We start from the raw sequence: 16,916 nt of genomic DNA, 5'->3' as shown, positions 1-16,916 counted from the left end.
AGGGCGCGCCAGATGGTCCGGCGCGCCCTGATTTTGGTTACTTCATGGTGAAGTATTTAACCTTTGGCTGGTCCTCGGCGTCGACTTCGATGCCAACTTTTTCGGACATACCCCAGTTCAACACTTGGTGGTGGATCGGAATATACAGCGAATTGTCCTGAATCACCCGCCAGATGGTCGCAATGTCAGCATTACGCGCATCCAGATCCGTGTTGGAGGCCAACGAGCCGATCATCTCGTCCAGGTTATCATTGTCAAAACCCGTGCCGTTCCACGTCCCAATGTCAGCCTCGCGACCGTGTACAAGGAAGTTAAAGATGTATTCGGAATCGTAAGTCGGAACACCCCAACCCAGCATGTAGAAATCGGTCTTTCCGTCGGTGATCAGCGGAAAGTGCTGTGCCTTAGGCTTGGCATCAAGGTTCACGTTAACACCGATTTGACCCAACATCCCAACAGAGGCCTGACAGATACCTTCGTCGTTGATGTAGCGATCATTCGGGCAATCCAGACGGATCGAAAACCCATCCGCGTAACCCGCTTCGGCCATCAAAGCCTTGGCCGCTTCGATATCAGTTGAGGATTCAGCGTCCATTTCGGCTGTCCAGCCATTAACGAACGGTGGTGCGATCATGCCCGCAGGTATGGATTGACCACGCATCACAACCTGACGGATCGCATCACGGTTGATCGCCATCGACATCGCACGGCGCACGCGCTCATCTGCCAGCGGGTTCTTACCATCGACATTATCGCTTTCGATGTCATCCGCGCCTTGGTTCATCCCAAAAAAGATCACTCGGTTTTGCGGCGCTTGTTTGACGACCAAACCATCGACAGCATTCACGCGCTCAAGGTCTTGGACAGGCATATCTTGTAGGAAATCAACCTCGCCCGACAGCATCGCAGCCACACGGGTCGCAGCGTTTTGAATCGGGGTATAGACGATTTCGGTAACTTCCATCGGGAACTGATCAATGCCCCAATAGGCATCATTGCGCGCCATCACGGTTTTCACGTCTGGTTCGCGGCTGACCAGCGTATAGGGGCCAGTGCCGTTCACGTGGGTTGTGGCATATGTGATCTCGCCGCCCTCAAAATCTTGCACAGCGACAGTGTCGTTCGCTTCGGTCCAGCCTTTGTCCATCATGTAAAGGTTGGTCAGGTTGCTTGGCAGGATCGGGTTGGGCCCGTCGGTCACAATCTCAACCGAAAGATCGCCAACGGCGCGAACTTCGGTGATCGAGCCAATCAGCTCTTTCATATCAGAATTGGGCTGCTTGGCGCGTTCAAAGCTGAACACGACGTCTTCGGCAGTGAAATCAGCGCCGTCGTGGAATTTTACGTCTTCGCGCAGGTTAAACACCCATACGTTCGGATCGTCAGCCGATGGCGCCCAATCGGTGGCCAGTGCAGGTTCAAACGCGCCGGTCACATCGCGGATGATCAGAGGTTCATACATCTGATGGCGAATGGTGTGCGTCGGGCCTTCGTTTTGGGAATGCGGGTCAAGGGTCAGCGCATCGCCTGAACGCGCCCAGCGCAGTGTTTCAGCTGCCAAAGGCGCCGCAGTGGTCAGCAACAAAGCCCCCACTGTCAATGCAAGTGTCGGTTTCATAAAGAACTCCCTATAGTTGTTATTTTTCTGCGCCAAGCTTGGTGCATTTTTTGCTTTTGGCAAGGGCTGAGGTGAATTTGGTGTGGGAAATGACCGTTTTCCGACCGAAGCGCTTAGGAAAACGGAGCAACACGCGAGCATTGAAATTTCGGCCATCAAAGTGCCCCCGCCAACATGTGCCGGCGGGGGCGTGTTTACTTAATTCGCAACAAGACGCAGTTTTTCCAGATCAGCACCGACAACCACATTGCCCGTGAAACCGCCATCCGCTGCAGCGGTGGTGTAATCGGCATTGGTCAAAGGTGCAGGCAGTTTAAACGGCCCTTGGCGTGGCGCGCCCACAGGTGGGATCAAGTGCGTTAGCATCAGATGCCCCGCCCCTGCCCGTTCGGCCATTGCACCCAAATCGGTCGCGGTGCTTTGGCGGAAGAAAATGGGCGGTGGGAAACCTGTTGCTCCATCCGGCCCCATAACGGGGTGAATGGTGGAATGCACAATGACATCCGCACCTTCGGCCAAAGACTCGACCTGTGCAGAGGTGGACGCATCACGCGGTGGCGCGGGTTTGTCGTTGCCCGCATCGCCGCCAATCACAACACTGCCTGCCGGTGTATCAACGCGGTAAGACGCATGCCCCGGCACGTGGCGCGAAAAGACGGCCGAAACCGTGACGTCGCCCGATGACCAGACCTGTTGCGCACCCTCATTCGGGCCAAAATTCGCCACCTCAAGCAGCTCTGCCGGGCCACCCGCCAAACGTTTGGGGTTCTCGGCCAGACGCTGCGCGATCTCGCCCGAATTCATCATCGCAGCACCGATATAGTTTGCATAGTTCTGGCAGGACAGCGTGTGGCCCGCCGGGCTTTTGGCGTCTTGCGAACACACCACAGGCAGCTTTGGACCTGCGGAATTGAAATGCCAGCGCAGTTGCGCGATGTCGGGCAACCCTTCGACGTGATCCGAGTGCATGTGCGTCAAAAACACCGCTGACAAACGCCCAACCGGCACGCCGATTTTGGACAGTTGTTGTGTGGTGCCCCGCCCGGTGTCGAACTGCATCAACACATCGCGGCAGTTGTTTTCTTCGGTGCCGTAGGTGACCAAAGTGCCAGACCCGGCTTGACCCTGAAACACAGGTGGGCCGCCCTGAACCCCAGTAATCGTGACCTCAACACAATTGGCAGCAAGTACCGGTGATGCGGCAAATGCCAGCGCGACCGTGGCCGCATACTTTAGATGTTTCATGGATAACCTCCCAGTCCATGGCTTCATATGACACCGCCCAAACGGTGCCTTCGATCCCACGCAAATGAAAGGCGCATGCCTATTCTTTTGCCAAGATCACGTCGAATTTGACCGCCAAAAATGGCGCATCCACCTTGCCCGACAGCGCCATGCCATCCGGGAATTCCGAGGCGGGCTTTTCGTGATAGGTCATCACCAAATCTTTTCGCACACCGAACACGGTGTCCTGATCAAGGTATGGATCATCATCGGGGAAAATCTCGGTCACAAGGTCACGGTACCCCGGTGCTTTGACGATGTAATGCAGGTGCGAAGGCCGCCATGGATGCCGCCCGCAAGCCCGCAGAATATCACCCACAGGGCCATCTGACGGCACCGTGTATTCCACAGGTTTCACCGTCGTGAATGCATAGCGCCCGTCATCACCGACTGTCATCAGCCCATGAAACGAAAACGTATCTTGTGCGTCGTCTTGACTGGCGTAAAGCCCGTTGGGCGCGGTCTGCCAAATGTCGATTTCAGCACCCGCAATCGGGTTGCCATCGGTGTCGCGGATCACCCCTTCGGCCAGCAGGATCGGCCCGCCAAAGTCGCGTTTCATATCGCCCCCAACGGCCAACGCAGGCGCGCCGGACACGTGGAATGGTCCAAGCACCGAAGACGAGGTCGCATCATCACGCGAATGCAGCATATCGACCAGTGACGACAAGCCCAACACATCCGAAGCCAGCACAAATTCATGTCGGTCTTCGGTTTCGATCGCAGCGCAGCCTTCCAGGAACGCGATACCGTCGCGCCATTCTTCGTGGGTCAGATTTGTTTCGCGCGCAAAATCATGCAGGTGCTGCACCAAGGCGCTCATGATCTCGCGCGTGCGCGGCGCCATATCATTGGCCATGTAGCCTTTGAAAACGTCGGTGATGTTGTCTTTGGTTACGTTACGCATGGGCGAGGTCCTTAAAGCAAAGCAAGGCTGAGGATCGGGAATTCGATCAGGATGAACAGGATGATCAGCATCACAAAGGCAAAGGGCAGCGCGCCCATGAACACATCCTTGAGCGATATGCTGTCATCATTGAGCGTCGATTTGATCACAAAACACGATATCCCAAGGGGCGGCGTCAGCAGCCCGATTTCGGCACCGACCACGGTGATGATCCCAAACCAAATCAACGACATATCAAGCGCTTCGACCAGCGGCAGGAACAGCGGGACAACAATCAGAATGATCGAAGCCGTGTCCAAAATGGTGCCCAAAAAGATCATCAACAGCACATAAAGCAGCATGATCGTCCAGAACGTCGCATCACTGCCCGCCAGCAAATCCTGCAATTGGTTGGGCAGACCTGCAAGGCCAAGCATCCGGCTGTAAATCGATGCCGCAGTGATCAAGAACAGGATGGCGGCGGTGATATGACCGGTTTCCAACAGCGCCTCCCAAAACCCCTTGAGCGTCATGGAACGTCGCACGATTGCGATGATCAACGCGACCAGTGACCCGGTTGCCCCGGCTTCTACGGCTGTCATCCAGCCGGTATAGATCCCACCCAAAACGATAGTGATCAGGCCGACAGTCGGCAAGGTTTTCGATGCAATTTCGCGGCGTGACATCCATTCGGTTTCGGCCACAGCCCGACCACCGACAAAGCCCGGCGTAAAGCGCCCCATGAACCAGATCGCAGCCACATAGGCGATGGCAAGCATGATGCCCGGAATGACACCCGCAAGGAACATGTCGCCAACGGATTGTTCAGACACAAAGCTATAGATAATCAACATCGCAGATGGCGGAATGATCATGCCCAGAACGGAACTGCCGGCCACAACACCAACAGCAAAGCGCGGGTTGTAATCCTGTGCGATCATTTGCGGCACGGAAACTTTAGTGAACACCGAAGCTGAGGCGATGGATGACCCTGTAACGGCGGCGAACACGGCATTCGCACCGACAGTTGCCATGCCAATCCCACCTTTGACCTTGCGAAACCGCATGGTCATGACTTCATATATATCCCGCCCCAACCCGGCCTTGGACACAATGAGCCCCATAAAGGTAAACAGCGGAATGGTGGCAAAACTATAGACCATAGCGCTGTCGCCGACCGCAATCTTGAGCAGGTTCAGCGACAGGGTGAAGTTGTCACGCATGATCCAGATCGAAACGATAGACACCATGCCCAGCGCAATCGGAATATAAACGCCCGCATAGATCAGAAAGACGATGGCAACGACCGAAATTAGGCCAATTTCAATAGGAGTCATGCTTTGGTCTCGTCATGTTCGGGGGTGCGGATAAGATGTGGGCGGTCCTGCGCGGTGATCACCTTGATCGCAAAGATCAGGCAGGCCAACGCGCTGCCCGCAGCGATAACCAGTTTGACCGGCCACCAGGGAATGGTGAACACACCGGGCACGCCAAAAAAGTCATTTGTCCCCCACATTTTGATGAACTCGGGAAACATGATGTAGGCGATCAACCCCATAAAGATGGCAGACACCGCGTTGATGATCCGCCGCAGGCTAGATGTCAGTCCGGGACGTTTGTAATGCAGCAAGTTCAAAAACCCATCCGAGCGTGTCAAACGGTCCACCCGAACCACATCAGCCAGTTGCAAAAACACGATCATGACGACGGCCAATTGCACAATTTCATAGGTGCCCTTGAGCGGGGCGTTGAACAGACTTCGTGCAATCACGTCGACGTTCAGGATCACCACCAACCCAAGTACCGTACATGTCCCGGCAACGTTGGCTGTGATCGCAAGGGTATTGGCAACCCGAGAGAGGCCAGTCAGTGCAGACTTCAGCATAATCTTGGCCCTTCTCGGGTTACTTAAAGGTTTTAGGGTTTGGACCAGTCGCGCACGCCGACAAAACCGCCTGCGTCCAGCTTGCCAAGGTAGGCCGCCAACATGTCAGAGCCCGGCTCGCCTTTGTCGTTCAACGTCCCGGCCCATTCCAACGCAATGTTAGGCATTGCATTGGCCCACGCCGCGCGATCTTCGGCAGAGACATCAATGATCGTGCCGCCTGCGTCGGTATAAGCTTTTTCAGCCGCCGCCGCGCGATCCATAGCGATACCGGCCAAGTGGTCGCGGTAATCTACGGCCACAAGTTGCAGCACCTCTTTGACCTCATCCGGCAGGCCGTCCCAATAGTCTTTGTTCACGGTGATGGTTTTGGAATTCACCGCGCCAAGATCCGCACGCAGCATGTAAGGCGCCACTTCGGAAATCTTGAACGTGGCTGCCGCTTCGGGCCACAGCATGCCAGCATCCACCAGACCGGTTTGCAGCATGTTGTAGAAATCCGTCAGACCGCCGCGCACACCAGCAGAATCCTTGATCCCTTCGAGATAGCGCAGGTTCAGGCCCGCACCGGCGATTTTAAACCCTTCCAGATCAGCAATGCTGCTGACTTCTTTGGTCGAAAACATCTGATAGCTGTTCAGTACGACGCCAGTGGCCAAGTAAACTTGGTTTTGGGCGGCAAATTCGTTCTGCATCGCAGGGAATTCACGGGCAATTTCGTCAATCGCCTTAGCAACGGCACGCGCATCCGAAGACACAAACGGCGTCACCGCAGACAGACCTTGGCTGGGCAATTTAGACGAGTGAAAGATCGTGGTGACGATGCCGATATCGCCCAGACCCAGTTGGACGCCCTCAAGCACCCCTTTGGGTTTCACGATGGATCCACCGTAGTTTTCCTGCCAACCCATTTTGTAATTGCCGGTTTCGGCAAGACGGCGGTCGACCTCGGGGATAAAGAAGTTGGTGAACTCTTTGACCCACAAAGCGCGGTCAGGATAACCGTCGATCACGACGGCCGAAATGGTTTCGGTTGCAGCAACGGGGAATGCTGTCATCGCCGCAAGGGCTGCACCCGCAAATGCGCGTTTCGTCCAATTCATCATGTTGTTTTTCCTCCCAGAAAACGGGCCATTCGGCCCTTTGATTTGATTTAGTTGGCCTTTACCCAATTGACGGTCAGGTCGGTGCCGGCACCTTCGAACAATTTAGCGATGGCGCAGTATTTTGACGTTTCCGCCCCAACAAGATCAAGGTCTTCTTGGCTGGCGGGCGTCACGCAATTGACCGTCAAAGTGATGGCGGGAAACGGCACGTCGATCTCTTCCTCCATGAGAACGCCGCGTCGGTCGAATTTGCAATCTGCCGCGATTGAGATTTCGCCCAAATCGATACCCAAACGATGCGCGTTTTTATTGCCAATCACGTTGGTACACGCAATCAACGCCGTCATCGCGGCTTCGGTTGGGGTGGGGCCAAGGTTGGTGCCGCCACGTTCCGTCGGTTCGTCGATGACCACGTTCAAATCACGTACCGGAATTTCCGTGCGCGCATGTGTCGGGCAGGCCGCAGTGGCGCGGTACGTTACGACAGTTTTCATTTTTACGGCCATTGTTGGCTCCCCTTCTCAGACGATAGTACAGGCTTGATCAAACGCAAAACGCGGCAGTTTCTGGAACAAAGCGGTTTCATCCGCATAGCCAATATTGCACAGGAAATTGGATTTCAGACTGGTGCCCTGAAAGAATTCTTCGTCAACGATGGCATTGGAAAAGCCAGACATCGCACCGACATCTAACCCGACAGCACGGGCCGCGATCATGAAATACGCACCTTGCAAAGTGGCGTTACGATCAGCCGTGTCCTTGCAATAAGCTTCGTTGCCATCAAACATGTGGCGCCGATCTTCGTGCGGGAACAAGAACGGCAGTTCTTTCCAGAACTCCATATCTTGCGCGATGATGGCCGTGACAGGCGCGCCCATCATTTTCGACACGTTCTGTGGCTTGAGCGACTTGGCAAGACGTTGCTTGCCCTCAGGGGACGACACAAAAATGAAACGCGCAGGCAGCGTGTTCATCGACGTCGCACCATTGATCGTGATGTCGTAAATTTCTTCGAGCATCCCGTCGGGAATGGGTTTGTCTGTCCATGCGTAATGCGAACGCGCATCACGAAGGATCAGATCAATCGCATCATCCGAAAGGCGGCCAATACGTTTACGCAATGCGCGATGGTCTTCCTGCGCTTTAGCGCGCAAGGCTTCCAGCTCTGTTCCTGTTGGCGCACTCATTCTGCGGCCACCGCTTTCGCGTGGTCTTTTTCATCGACAATCGGGTTCGAACAAATGCCGATCCCTTCGATTTCGATATCGACCACCTCACCCGGTACCAACCAACGTGGGTTTGGTTTTTTGGCGTGGCCCACACCGGGGGGCGTGCCCATCGCGATCAGATCGCCGGGGGCCAAAGTTGTATATTCCGAAATGGTCGCAATGGTTTGCGCAACAGACCAGATCATGTTGCCCGTGTTTGACGATTGCAGAATTTCGCTGCCCACGCGGCTTTCGATTTTAAGGCCCGCAGCGCCTGCGGGCACTTCGTCTGGCGTGACTACAAAGGGACCAATCGCGCCAGTGTCGTCAAAGTTCTTGCCCGGCGTCCATTGGTGCGTTTTACGCTGATAATCGCGCACAGAACCGTCGTTGAATACGGTATAGCCAAAGACATGATCAAGCGCGTCGGCCTCAGAGATATGACGCCCGCCTTTGCCAACGATGAACATCAGCTCCGCTTCGTAATCCAGTTTTTCCGAACATGTCGGGCGCACAAGTGGCGCACCAGCGGCCATGATCGAACTCTTGCCGCGCATGAACAGGGCCGGGTAATCGGGGATCTCGTACCCACCTTCTTTGATGTGATCCGTATAGTTCAGACCCAAACAAATGATGGTGCCGGGCGCAGCGACTGGCAGTGCCGGCGTGATCGAAGCCACTGAAACGCGCGGGGCACCGTCCATCTTGGCGGACACTGATTCGGCCAATGCCGGATCAAGGATCAAAGCCATCAGGTCAGCGCCAACCGCAGCGTCCAAAGCCGTAAGATTAACGGCTTCTTCGCCCGTGACCGCAAAAACCGCCGCGCCATTCGGCGTCTCGCCCACCAGATATTTCATGATCAGAATCCTTGTAAATTTGAATCATTTCTGACTACAATATGGACATAAGTCAATTAATATCGATTTTTTACACGACAGGGATCGCAACCATGGTGGCTTGGGCAGACTACAAATCAGATGCAAAATCACGCGGCGCTTTGGCGCTTGAGCTTTATGCTGCGGTGACAACGCCGGCCAAAGACCCCGGCGACGTCAAGGCCGCTGTGCCTGATCATCTTGCCTATCAGGCAGAACTTGAACGCGCAGGCGCGCTTGCTTTTGCGGGGCCAATGTCGGATGAAACGGGCGACCACATGCAAGGCATGGGCTTAATCATTTACCGCGCGGAAAGCCTAGAATCCGCACGCAAGCTTGCCGAAGCCGACCCCATGCACAGTTCCGGCGCGCGCAGTTTTGTATTACGTCGTTGGATGATAAACGAAGGATCGCTGTCTTTGTCCGTCGGACTATCGACCAAGGGTGTCACACTGACCTGACCAAAGGATTTCGGCATGAACATGATAGACGACAGCAGCGGTAGAGAAACCTCAGCCACACGCGCCGCCTATATTGCGCTGCGTCAGATGATCCTGACTGGCGAATTGCCGGCGGGCCAAAAGCTAAAGATCGAACAACTGCGCACCCTCTTGGACACCGGCGCGTCGCCTGTGCGCGAGGCGCTTAGCCTTTTGACCTCGGATATGTTGGTGGAACGCATTGATCAACGTGGATTTCGTGCCGCACCTGCCAGCATCGCCAACTTCGATGAAATTCTGTCGTTACGCTGCACCCTCGAAGAGATGGCGCTGCTTCAATCCATCGCCAAAGCTACGCCCGATTGGGAAGAACGTCTGGTGCTGTCCCATCACCGCATGAAGCGGATGACAGATACAGAAACCTTCGAAGACGCGCACAAGTCCTTTCACATGACCCTGCTAAGCAACGCAAATTCGCCCATGTTGGAACGCTATTGCAGCCAACTTTATGACTTGAACATCCGGTATCGAAATCTTGCCGCTGGCGGTAAAAATTACCAAAACCGCAATATTCCCGCCGAACATGACACCATTTTTGAGGCCGCGATCCAGCGCGACGCGCAAACTGCTTGCGAGGCGTTGTTAAGCCACTACCGCCTGACAGGGGCCTATCTGACAACACAGCTAACCGACCTGTAGCTTTGCCGATTTAAACTATGTATTTGCAATAATATCGATATTATGACACCCTCCTTCGCAAAGATGGAGAAATACCCGTGCAGCGCAATCGTTTTCTTGGGGACATTCTGTCCACGTTGTTTGATCGAAGCGAAACGATCCCCCGAACGGATGACACCCGCGACATTTTTGATCTATGCCGCGCCTTATTGTCCAACGAAGGCAACGTTTCAGGGCTTTCCTTGGCCGAAACCGCGCTAAAACGGTATCGGACACTTTCAGATGACGACAAGGTCGCGTTTTTCCTGTTTTTGAATGACGAATTGGACATCGACGCCCCTGCCCTGTCCGTCCTTGCCGCCGCCTATGCAGAAGATCCAAGCCCGGTCGCCTTTGAAGCACTCTCAGCGACCGCTGAACCCAAACGGCAGGAACTGTTGCGGCGTTTGAACCAGCCTCTTGGTGCAACGGCCGACCTTGTGGCCATGCGCGTCGATTTGTTGCGCATCCTGAAAGAACATCCCGAACTTGCGCGCACCAACCACGATTTCACGCACTTGCTGCGCAGCTGGTTCAACCGCGGATTTCTGGTTTTGAAAGCGATCAATTGGGATACGCCCGCGCGAATTCTGGACAAAATCGTGGCCTATGAAGCCGTACATCAGATCAATGACTTGGATGATTTACGCCGCCGCTTGTACCCCCCCGATCGGCGTTGCTTTGCGTTCTTTCACCCTGCCATGCCAGATGAGCCGCTGATCTTTGTCGAAGTCGCGTTGACCAAAGCCGTACCCGGCTCAGTGACCAAGCTGTTGTCCGAAGGACGCACCCCACTTGAAGCCGAAGACGCCAAAACCGCCGTGTTCTATTCGATCTCGAACTGTCAAAAAGGGCTTACCGGCATTAGCTTTGGCAATCTTTTGATCAAACAAGTGGTGGCTGAACTATCGATGTCTTTTCCACAGCTGGAACGCTTTGTGACATTGTCGCCCATTCCGGGTCTGAACCGCTGGCTGGCCACCCAAACCGAAGACCAAGAATACGGCCACATCGCAAGCGCGATCCTCGAACATAGCGCCGACCCACAAGACCTGCGGATTATGGCCGCGCGCTACTTGCTGGCTGCAAAGCGCGGCGACGGCATGCCATTGGACCCTGTCGCACGCTTTCATCTTAACAACGGCGCAGAGGTCTACGACATCCACGCAGATGCCGATTTGTCCGTAAATGGGCGAACGCAGTCCAGCGGCGCCATGGTTAATTACATGTATGATCTGGCGCGCACCCAAGCCCACCACGAGGATTTTGCGTTGCGTTCTATTGTGGCCGCGACCAAACCTACGCACACTTTATCGACCACCGCACTACCGAACAAACCCAAGGAACCTACACCGTGACCAATACTTTGTATGACGCCCTGATCGCCCCCCATGCGAACAGCGACGCCGCGTTCCTGACCCTTGATGATGGCAGCACGCTGACATTTGCTGACTTTGCCGGGCGCGTGGCACAACTGGCACATGTCTTGACCCAAGCGGGTGTCGCTGCGGGCGACCGCGTCGTGGTGCAGGCCGCAAAAATGGCTGACACCATCGCGCTGTATGGTGCAGCGGTTCAGGCCGGCGCGATCTATTTGCCGCTTAACACTGCCTATACCCAAAGTGAGCTGTCATACTTTATCGAAGACGCCGCCCCCGCTTTGGTCGTCTGTGACATCCGCAACGAGGCCGGGATGACCGCCCTTTGCGGCGACAAAATCCCTGTTCTGACATTGGCAGGTGACGGCAACGGGTCGCTTTCCCAGCAAGCCAATGCGCAGGCGACCACGTTCCAGACTGTTCCGCGCGGTCCCGATGACCTTGCCGCATTGCTTTACACCTCGGGCACCACGGGGCGTTCGAAAGGCGCGATGCTGTCGCATAAAAACCTGTTGTCCAATGCCCAAAGCCTGACCGATCTGTGGCAGATCACAAACAAGGATCGCCTGATCCATGCCTTACCAATCTTTCACACCCATGGACTATTCGTCGCGATGAACACGTCGCTTTTGGCGGGCGCTCAGGTTCGGTTTATGACCAACTTTGACGTGGACACGATTGTGTCTGAAATTCCTGCCTCGACCATGCTGATGGGCGTGCCGACATTTTACACCCGCCTGCTCGGCGATGCCCGCCTGACCCGCGATCTGGTCGCAAAAATGCGCCTGTTCGTATCTGGTTCTGCACCGCTGCTGGCAGAAACGCATACCGCATTCGAAGACCGCACAGGCCAGCGCATTCTGGAACGCTACGGGATGACGGAAACCAATATGATCACGTCCAACCCGTTTGATGGCGAACGGCTGGCGGGCACTGTCGGGTACGCCCTGCCCGGCTGCGAAGTGCAGATCACCGACAATGGCACCCCCGTTGCACCGGGCGATATTGGCATGATCGAAGTGCGCGGCGACAACGTGTTTCAGGGCTATTGGAACATGCCTGAAAAAACCGCCGAAGAACTGCGCGACACTGGGTTTTTTATTACGGGTGATCTGGGTGTCATGTCAGAGGACGGGCGTGTCGCAATTGTTGGACGCCAAAAAGACCTGATCATCTCGGGCGGTTACAACATCTATCCCAAAGAAATCGAAGACGTCATCAACGATATCGACGGCGTTCTGGAAAGCGCTGTGTTTGGTGTGCCGCACGCAGACTTTGGCGAAAGCGTTCTGGCGGCCGTCGTGCTTGAAGATGCCAGCCTGACCCCGGATGCCATCGCGGCGCTGGTCGAACCGAACCTTGCACGTTTCAAACACCCGCGCCGCTATATCATGTCCGACGCGTTGCCACGCAATACGATGGGTAAGGTGCAAAAGAACGTCCTACGCGCGGATCACGGCGGGTAAGGCGCATATTTATGCGCCTTACGTCTATGGCCATCGCATACTGAATAGGCGATCACTTGGTCAAACAGGAGGCGCAGATGCGATTTGCAACCTACATCGCCCAAGGGCAAAGCTTTTACGGCGCAGTCACCGACAGTGGCATGATCGCCCTAAATGACAGTTTCCCCCAATGGCCCACGCTTTTTGACGCAATGGCCGCTCAAGGGATCGAGCAATTGGTCGCCGCCGCCAAAGACAAACCCATCACACACCATGACTTCACCTATGACATGGTCATGCCCAATGCCCGTCGCATCCTATGCGTCGGCGTGAACTTTCCCGAACGGAATGCTGAATACAAAGACGGCAGCGAACAACCCAAATTCATGTCCCTGTTCCCGCGCTTTGCCAGCGGGTTCACCGGCCACGACCGCCCGTTGATCCGCCCCCCCGAAAGCCATCAATTGGATTACGAAGGCGAAGTCGCCATTGTCATCGGAAAGCCCGGCCGCCGTATCACACAAGCCAATGCATACGATCACGTTGCCGCGCTCACCATCTGTAACGAAGGCACGATCCGCGATTGGGTCCGCCACGCAAAATTCAACGTGACCCAAGGCAAAAACTGGGACAGCTCTGCATCCATGGGGCCTTGGTTGGTGCCGTTCACCGACCCTGCACAGATCGATGATGCCCGTATCATCACACGCGTAAACGGGGAAATCCGCCAAGACGATGTCCTGTCGCGCATGATGCACCCGATCCGGCGCGAAATTGAATATATCTCGACCTTCATGACGTTGCAGCCCGGCGACATTATCGTAACCGGCACGCCGACTGGATCAGGCGCGCGCCTTGATCCGCCGCAATACCTCAAACCCGGCGACGTGGTCGAAGTCGAAGTGAACGGCATCGGAACCTTGCGCAACACAGTCGAGGACGAGACGCAATGACCCCTCAGGATCACGCTGCTGCGGCATCCGCGTTGCTGAGCGCCGAAACAACTGGCGTGCAAATTGGCCTGCTGACGCAACGCCACCCACAGATGACAATGGATGATGCCTACAAAATCCAGACCGAGATTTACCGCGCCAAACTGGCAGCGGGGCGACAGGTCATCGGTTGGAAAATTGGGCTGACCTCCAAGGCGATGCAAAACGCACTTGGCATCGACATTCCCGACAGTGGCATTCTGTTTGACGACATGGCGTTTGATCACGGCGCGGTTGTCCCAAAGGGCCGTTTTATCCAACCAAGGATCGAGGCCGAAATTGCCTTTGTCATGAAATCGCCCATTGGCGGCACACAAGTCACCCGCGAAGATGTTTTGGCGGCCACGGACTATGTCGCACCCAGCATCGAAATCTTAGATACGCGCATTCAACGCGTTGATCCAGAAACGGGCAACGCGCGCACTGTGCTTGATACCATCAGCGACAACGCTGCCAATGCGGGCGTCGTTCTGGGCCGTGAACGCCACGCACCCGACGCGGTGGACTTGCGATGGATCGGCGCAATCGTAACGCGCAACGGCGAAGTCGAAGAAACAGGGTTAGGTGCGGGCGTGTTAAATGATCCGGCGCAAAGCGTGGCATGGCTGGCGCGCCGTATGGCCCAATACGGCCAATCCATCGAAGCGGGGCAAGTCATTCTGTCTGGCTCTTTCATCCGCCCGATTGAGTGCCCATCTGGTACAGATATTCACGCAGATTTTGGCGCATTTGGCACGGTAGAATTGCGCTTCGCTTAACGCTTGATCCATGACGCGTTTAACAATGCTATGCCCGTGGCGGTCGTCAGTCGATCTTGATGCATTCAATGCTGGTCAATTCGGGTTCCCCGCCACGTGCGCCACTGCCAGCCGCAATCCACAACTTGCCGTCGTAAACGCAGCAATTGGTGCCATGGCGCGCACGATTAAGGGCCGGTCCCATCGACCAATGCCCTTGTTCAGTGTCAAAAACTTGCATCTCGGTAAAGGCCTCCATCCGACCGGCCTCTCCTCCGACATAATGGATTTTAGACCCCAAAACCCCGACGCCGCCCGCAGCCGTTTCAATGGGTAAAGGTTCGACATGCACCGACCACGTTTGGGTGGCAAAATCGAAGACATCAACATCGCCAATCGTCGCAAAAAACAACGCGTTGTAATCCGTGCCGTTGTGCCGCCCCGTTTCGCGCCCGCCAAAGAAATACAGCTTGTCGCCCACAATCGCCGCCGGGGCGTGATCGCGTTTATTGGGGGCGTCGGGAAGAATTTGCCATTCGCCCGTTTCCGGGTTGATCCGATCAAACCAGCATTGCGTGTCCGCATGATGCCCATCCACGATGCCGCCCACCACATAGATCCAGCCATCGTTGTGCATCACGCATCCAGATGCGCCGCGCCGCCGATCTTTTGGGATGGTCGGCCCCTCGCTCCAACTATCTGTGGCGGGCGTATAGATATAGACATTCGCCAAGGGCGTTTCGCGCGGGAACACGCCCGTCATGGTGCCCAGCATCCACAAGGCATCGCCCACACGCACAGGCTGAAAGTGGTGGATTTCCATCGGGGGTGGGGCCGCGTGGGTCCACGTTTGCGTTGCGGGGTCAAAGACGTCGACTGGTTGAATGCGTCGCCCACCAAACAGATAAAATTTTCCGTCAAACTCGGCAAAACCATTTTCATGCCTGCAATGTGGTGCGCCGTTGCAGGTTTGGGTTTCCCATTTGGCCATGACGCGTTTCCTTTTTTGCGATGCGTTTAGTTTAAGCAGCACAAAGGACGCGGCACAACCGAACCCGCCCTTAAACGATACCGCCCCCAGCGCCGCTTACAGCAGGGCGCACCTGCGCCACTTGCGCGCGATACCCCGAAGCCCGGTAAGTCATAACCGGGTCAATCGCACCGCTGTTTTCAAACCGCGCCATGGCAAGAATAGGTTCAACATCCGTGCGAAACCCCTGCTTCAGCAGGGTCGTCGCCATCAACGCATCATTGTCGTTTTGAAACCCTTCAAGGGCCGCGCGATCCACCAACAATGCTTGGGCATAGGCGCGCTGCACTTCGGTGGCCGACACCATCAGGCTTTCAATCGGGTCGGTCACGTTGTGGCTTTGATCCAGCATATGCATGGGGTTGAAGTCCGGGTTTGCCTCGGCCTCCACCAATTCATTGAAGACAAGGAACAGGCGGTAGGGATCGATGCTGCCGGTATCCAGATCATCGTCGCCGTATTTGCTGTCGTTGAAATGAAAGCCACCCAGTTTGCCGAATTGCGTCAACCGCGCCACGATCATTTCGATGTTCACATTGGGCGCATGATGCCCCAGATCCACAAGGCATTTGGCCTGCGGCCCCAATTGTTGCGCAATCAGCAGGTTGGTGCCCCAATCCTGCACGACCGTGGAATAAAACGCAGGCTCGTACATCTTGTGTTCGCTCAGCAGCGTCCAGTCGTTTGGCAGTTTTGCATAGACTTGGCCTGCGGCTTCTAAATAGCGTTCAAATTGACGGGTAAAGTTGGTTTGGCCGGGAAAGTTGGACCCATCGCCGACCCAAATCGTCAACGCCTTGGATCCGATCTGTTGACCCAGTTCGATACAAGCAATGTTGTGTTCAACCGCTTGGGTTCGCGTCGCCGCATCCGTATGCGAAAGGGAGCCGAATTTATAGCTGTGCGCCTGCCCGTCTTGATCCTGAAAGGTATTTGAATTCATCGCATCGAAGGTCAGGCCGACTTCTTCGGCCTTACTGTTCAAGTCACTTGCAGGTTGCGCATCCCATGGGATGTGCAAGGACACAGACGGGGTCGCCCGCGTCAGTTGTTGGATCACACCGCAGTCCGATAACTTGTCAAAAATGTCGCGCGGCTCGCCTGCGCCGGGAAAGCGGGCAAAACGCGTGCCACCGGTGCCGACACCCCAACTGGGCACCGCAACGCCGTAAGATGCGACCTTGGCCTTGATGGTGTCGATGTCGATACCGCGCCGGTGCAAATGTTCGCCCAGTGCGGCATAATCCTCGTGCAACGCTTTGGCGCGCGCATCATTAGAGGCCGAGATGACGTCAGATTTGATCATAAGTC

17 protein-coding genes are annotated in these 16,916 nt (G+C 55.6%); 6 read left to right on the top strand and 11 right to left on the bottom strand.

All coding sequences use genetic code 11. The annotated features are described in order from the left end of the window. Positions 1-37: 37 nt before the first annotated feature. The 9 genes from ABJF76_RS09705 to ABJF76_RS09665 form a co-directional block, all read right to left on the bottom strand. Positions 38-1,618, bottom strand: a complete 1,581-nt coding sequence (locus ABJF76_RS09705; protein ID WP_413822237.1) for an ABC transporter substrate-binding protein — start codon at positions 1,616-1,618, stop codon at positions 38-40. Between the two features lie 198 nt (positions 1,619-1,816). Continuing rightward, the gene (locus tag ABJF76_RS09700) at positions 1,817-2,863 is read right to left on the bottom strand and encodes an MBL fold metallo-hydrolase (RefSeq protein ID WP_413822236.1); all 1,047 of its coding nucleotides are present in this window, start codon (positions 2,861-2,863) and stop codon (positions 1,817-1,819) included. A 79-nt stretch (positions 2,864-2,942) separates the two neighbouring features. Beyond that, complete coding sequence (locus ABJF76_RS09695; protein WP_413822235.1) at positions 2,943-3,809, bottom strand: dioxygenase; 867 nt, start codon at positions 3,807-3,809, stop codon at positions 2,943-2,945. A gap of 11 nt (positions 3,810-3,820) precedes the next feature. Next, positions 3,821-5,125 (bottom strand): TRAP transporter large permease, encoded by a 1,305-nt coding sequence (locus ABJF76_RS09690; RefSeq protein ID WP_413822234.1) that lies wholly within the window; start codon positions 5,123-5,125, stop codon positions 3,821-3,823. After that, positions 5,122-5,673 (bottom strand): TRAP transporter small permease subunit, encoded by a 552-nt coding sequence (locus ABJF76_RS09685; RefSeq protein ID WP_413822233.1) that lies wholly within the window; start codon positions 5,671-5,673, stop codon positions 5,122-5,124. Before ABJF76_RS09685 ends, ABJF76_RS09690 begins: the two co-directional genes overlap by 4 nt. Before the next feature lie 32 nt (positions 5,674-5,705). Beyond that, positions 5,706-6,779, bottom strand: coding sequence for a C4-dicarboxylate TRAP transporter substrate-binding protein (locus tag ABJF76_RS09680; RefSeq protein ID WP_413822232.1), 1,074 nt, complete (start codon positions 6,777-6,779; stop codon positions 5,706-5,708). 47 nt (positions 6,780-6,826) lie between these two features. After that, a complete protein-coding gene (locus ABJF76_RS09675; protein ID WP_413822430.1) occupies positions 6,827-7,273 on the bottom strand; it encodes an OsmC family protein in 447 nt (148 codons plus the stop codon). A 27-nt stretch (positions 7,274-7,300) separates the two neighbouring features. Further along, the gene (locus tag ABJF76_RS09670; RefSeq protein WP_413822230.1) at positions 7,301-7,966 is read right to left on the bottom strand and encodes a malonic semialdehyde reductase; all 666 of its coding nucleotides are present in this window, start codon (positions 7,964-7,966) and stop codon (positions 7,301-7,303) included. Then, positions 7,963-8,847 (bottom strand): fumarylacetoacetate hydrolase family protein, encoded by an 885-nt coding sequence (locus tag ABJF76_RS09665; RefSeq protein ID WP_413822229.1) that lies wholly within the window; start codon positions 8,845-8,847, stop codon positions 7,963-7,965. The genes ABJF76_RS09670 and ABJF76_RS09665 overlap by 4 nt, the downstream gene beginning before the upstream one ends. 92 nt (positions 8,848-8,939) lie before the next feature. Between ABJF76_RS09665 and ABJF76_RS09660 the strand changes: the two genes are divergently transcribed. The 6 genes from ABJF76_RS09660 (at position 8,940) to hpaH (ending at position 14,596) form a co-directional block, all read left to right on the top strand. Then, positions 8,940-9,326, top strand: coding sequence for a YciI family protein (locus ABJF76_RS09660; protein ID WP_413822228.1), 387 nt, complete (start codon positions 8,940-8,942; stop codon positions 9,324-9,326). 15 nt (positions 9,327-9,341) lie between these two features. Continuing rightward, positions 9,342-10,004: a GntR family transcriptional regulator gene (locus tag ABJF76_RS09655; protein ID WP_413822227.1), complete on the top strand. Its 663-nt coding sequence runs from the start codon at positions 9,342-9,344 to the stop codon at positions 10,002-10,004. Positions 10,005-10,081: 77 nt separating this feature from the next. Continuing rightward, complete coding sequence (locus tag ABJF76_RS09650) at positions 10,082-11,380, top strand: malonyl-CoA decarboxylase domain-containing protein (protein WP_413822226.1); 1,299 nt, start codon at positions 10,082-10,084, stop codon at positions 11,378-11,380. Further along, positions 11,377-12,867 carry an AMP-binding protein gene (locus ABJF76_RS09645; RefSeq protein ID WP_413822225.1) on the top strand — a complete coding sequence of 497 codons (1,491 nt, stop codon included), beginning with the start codon at positions 11,377-11,379 and terminating at the stop codon, positions 12,865-12,867. The genes ABJF76_RS09650 and ABJF76_RS09645 overlap by 4 nt, the downstream gene beginning before the upstream one ends. 77 nt (positions 12,868-12,944) lie before the next feature. Further along, positions 12,945-13,799, top strand: a complete 855-nt coding sequence (locus ABJF76_RS09640; RefSeq protein WP_413822224.1) for a fumarylacetoacetate hydrolase family protein — start codon at positions 12,945-12,947, stop codon at positions 13,797-13,799. Continuing rightward, a complete protein-coding gene (gene hpaH, locus ABJF76_RS09635) occupies positions 13,796-14,596 on the top strand; it encodes a 2-oxo-hept-4-ene-1,7-dioate hydratase (RefSeq protein ID WP_413822223.1) in 801 nt (266 codons plus the stop codon). The genes ABJF76_RS09640 and hpaH overlap by 4 nt, the downstream gene beginning before the upstream one ends. A 46-nt stretch (positions 14,597-14,642) precedes the next feature. Here hpaH and ABJF76_RS09630 read toward each other — a convergent pair whose 3' ends face one another. Then, positions 14,643-15,566 (bottom strand): Kelch repeat-containing protein, encoded by a 924-nt coding sequence (locus tag ABJF76_RS09630; RefSeq protein ID WP_413822222.1) that lies wholly within the window; start codon positions 15,564-15,566, stop codon positions 14,643-14,645. Positions 15,567-15,636: 70 nt separating this feature from the next. Beyond that, positions 15,637-16,911, bottom strand: coding sequence for an L-rhamnose catabolism isomerase (rhaI, locus tag ABJF76_RS09625; RefSeq protein WP_413822221.1), 1,275 nt, complete (start codon positions 16,909-16,911; stop codon positions 15,637-15,639). Between the last annotated feature and the right edge of the window lie 5 nt (positions 16,912-16,916).

Origin of the sequence: Tateyamaria sp., from assembly GCF_039940735.1 — a bacterium.
Classification (GTDB): Bacteria; Pseudomonadota; Alphaproteobacteria; order Rhodobacterales; family Rhodobacteraceae; genus Tateyamaria.
This window is presented reverse-complemented; position numbering and strand designations above follow the sequence as displayed.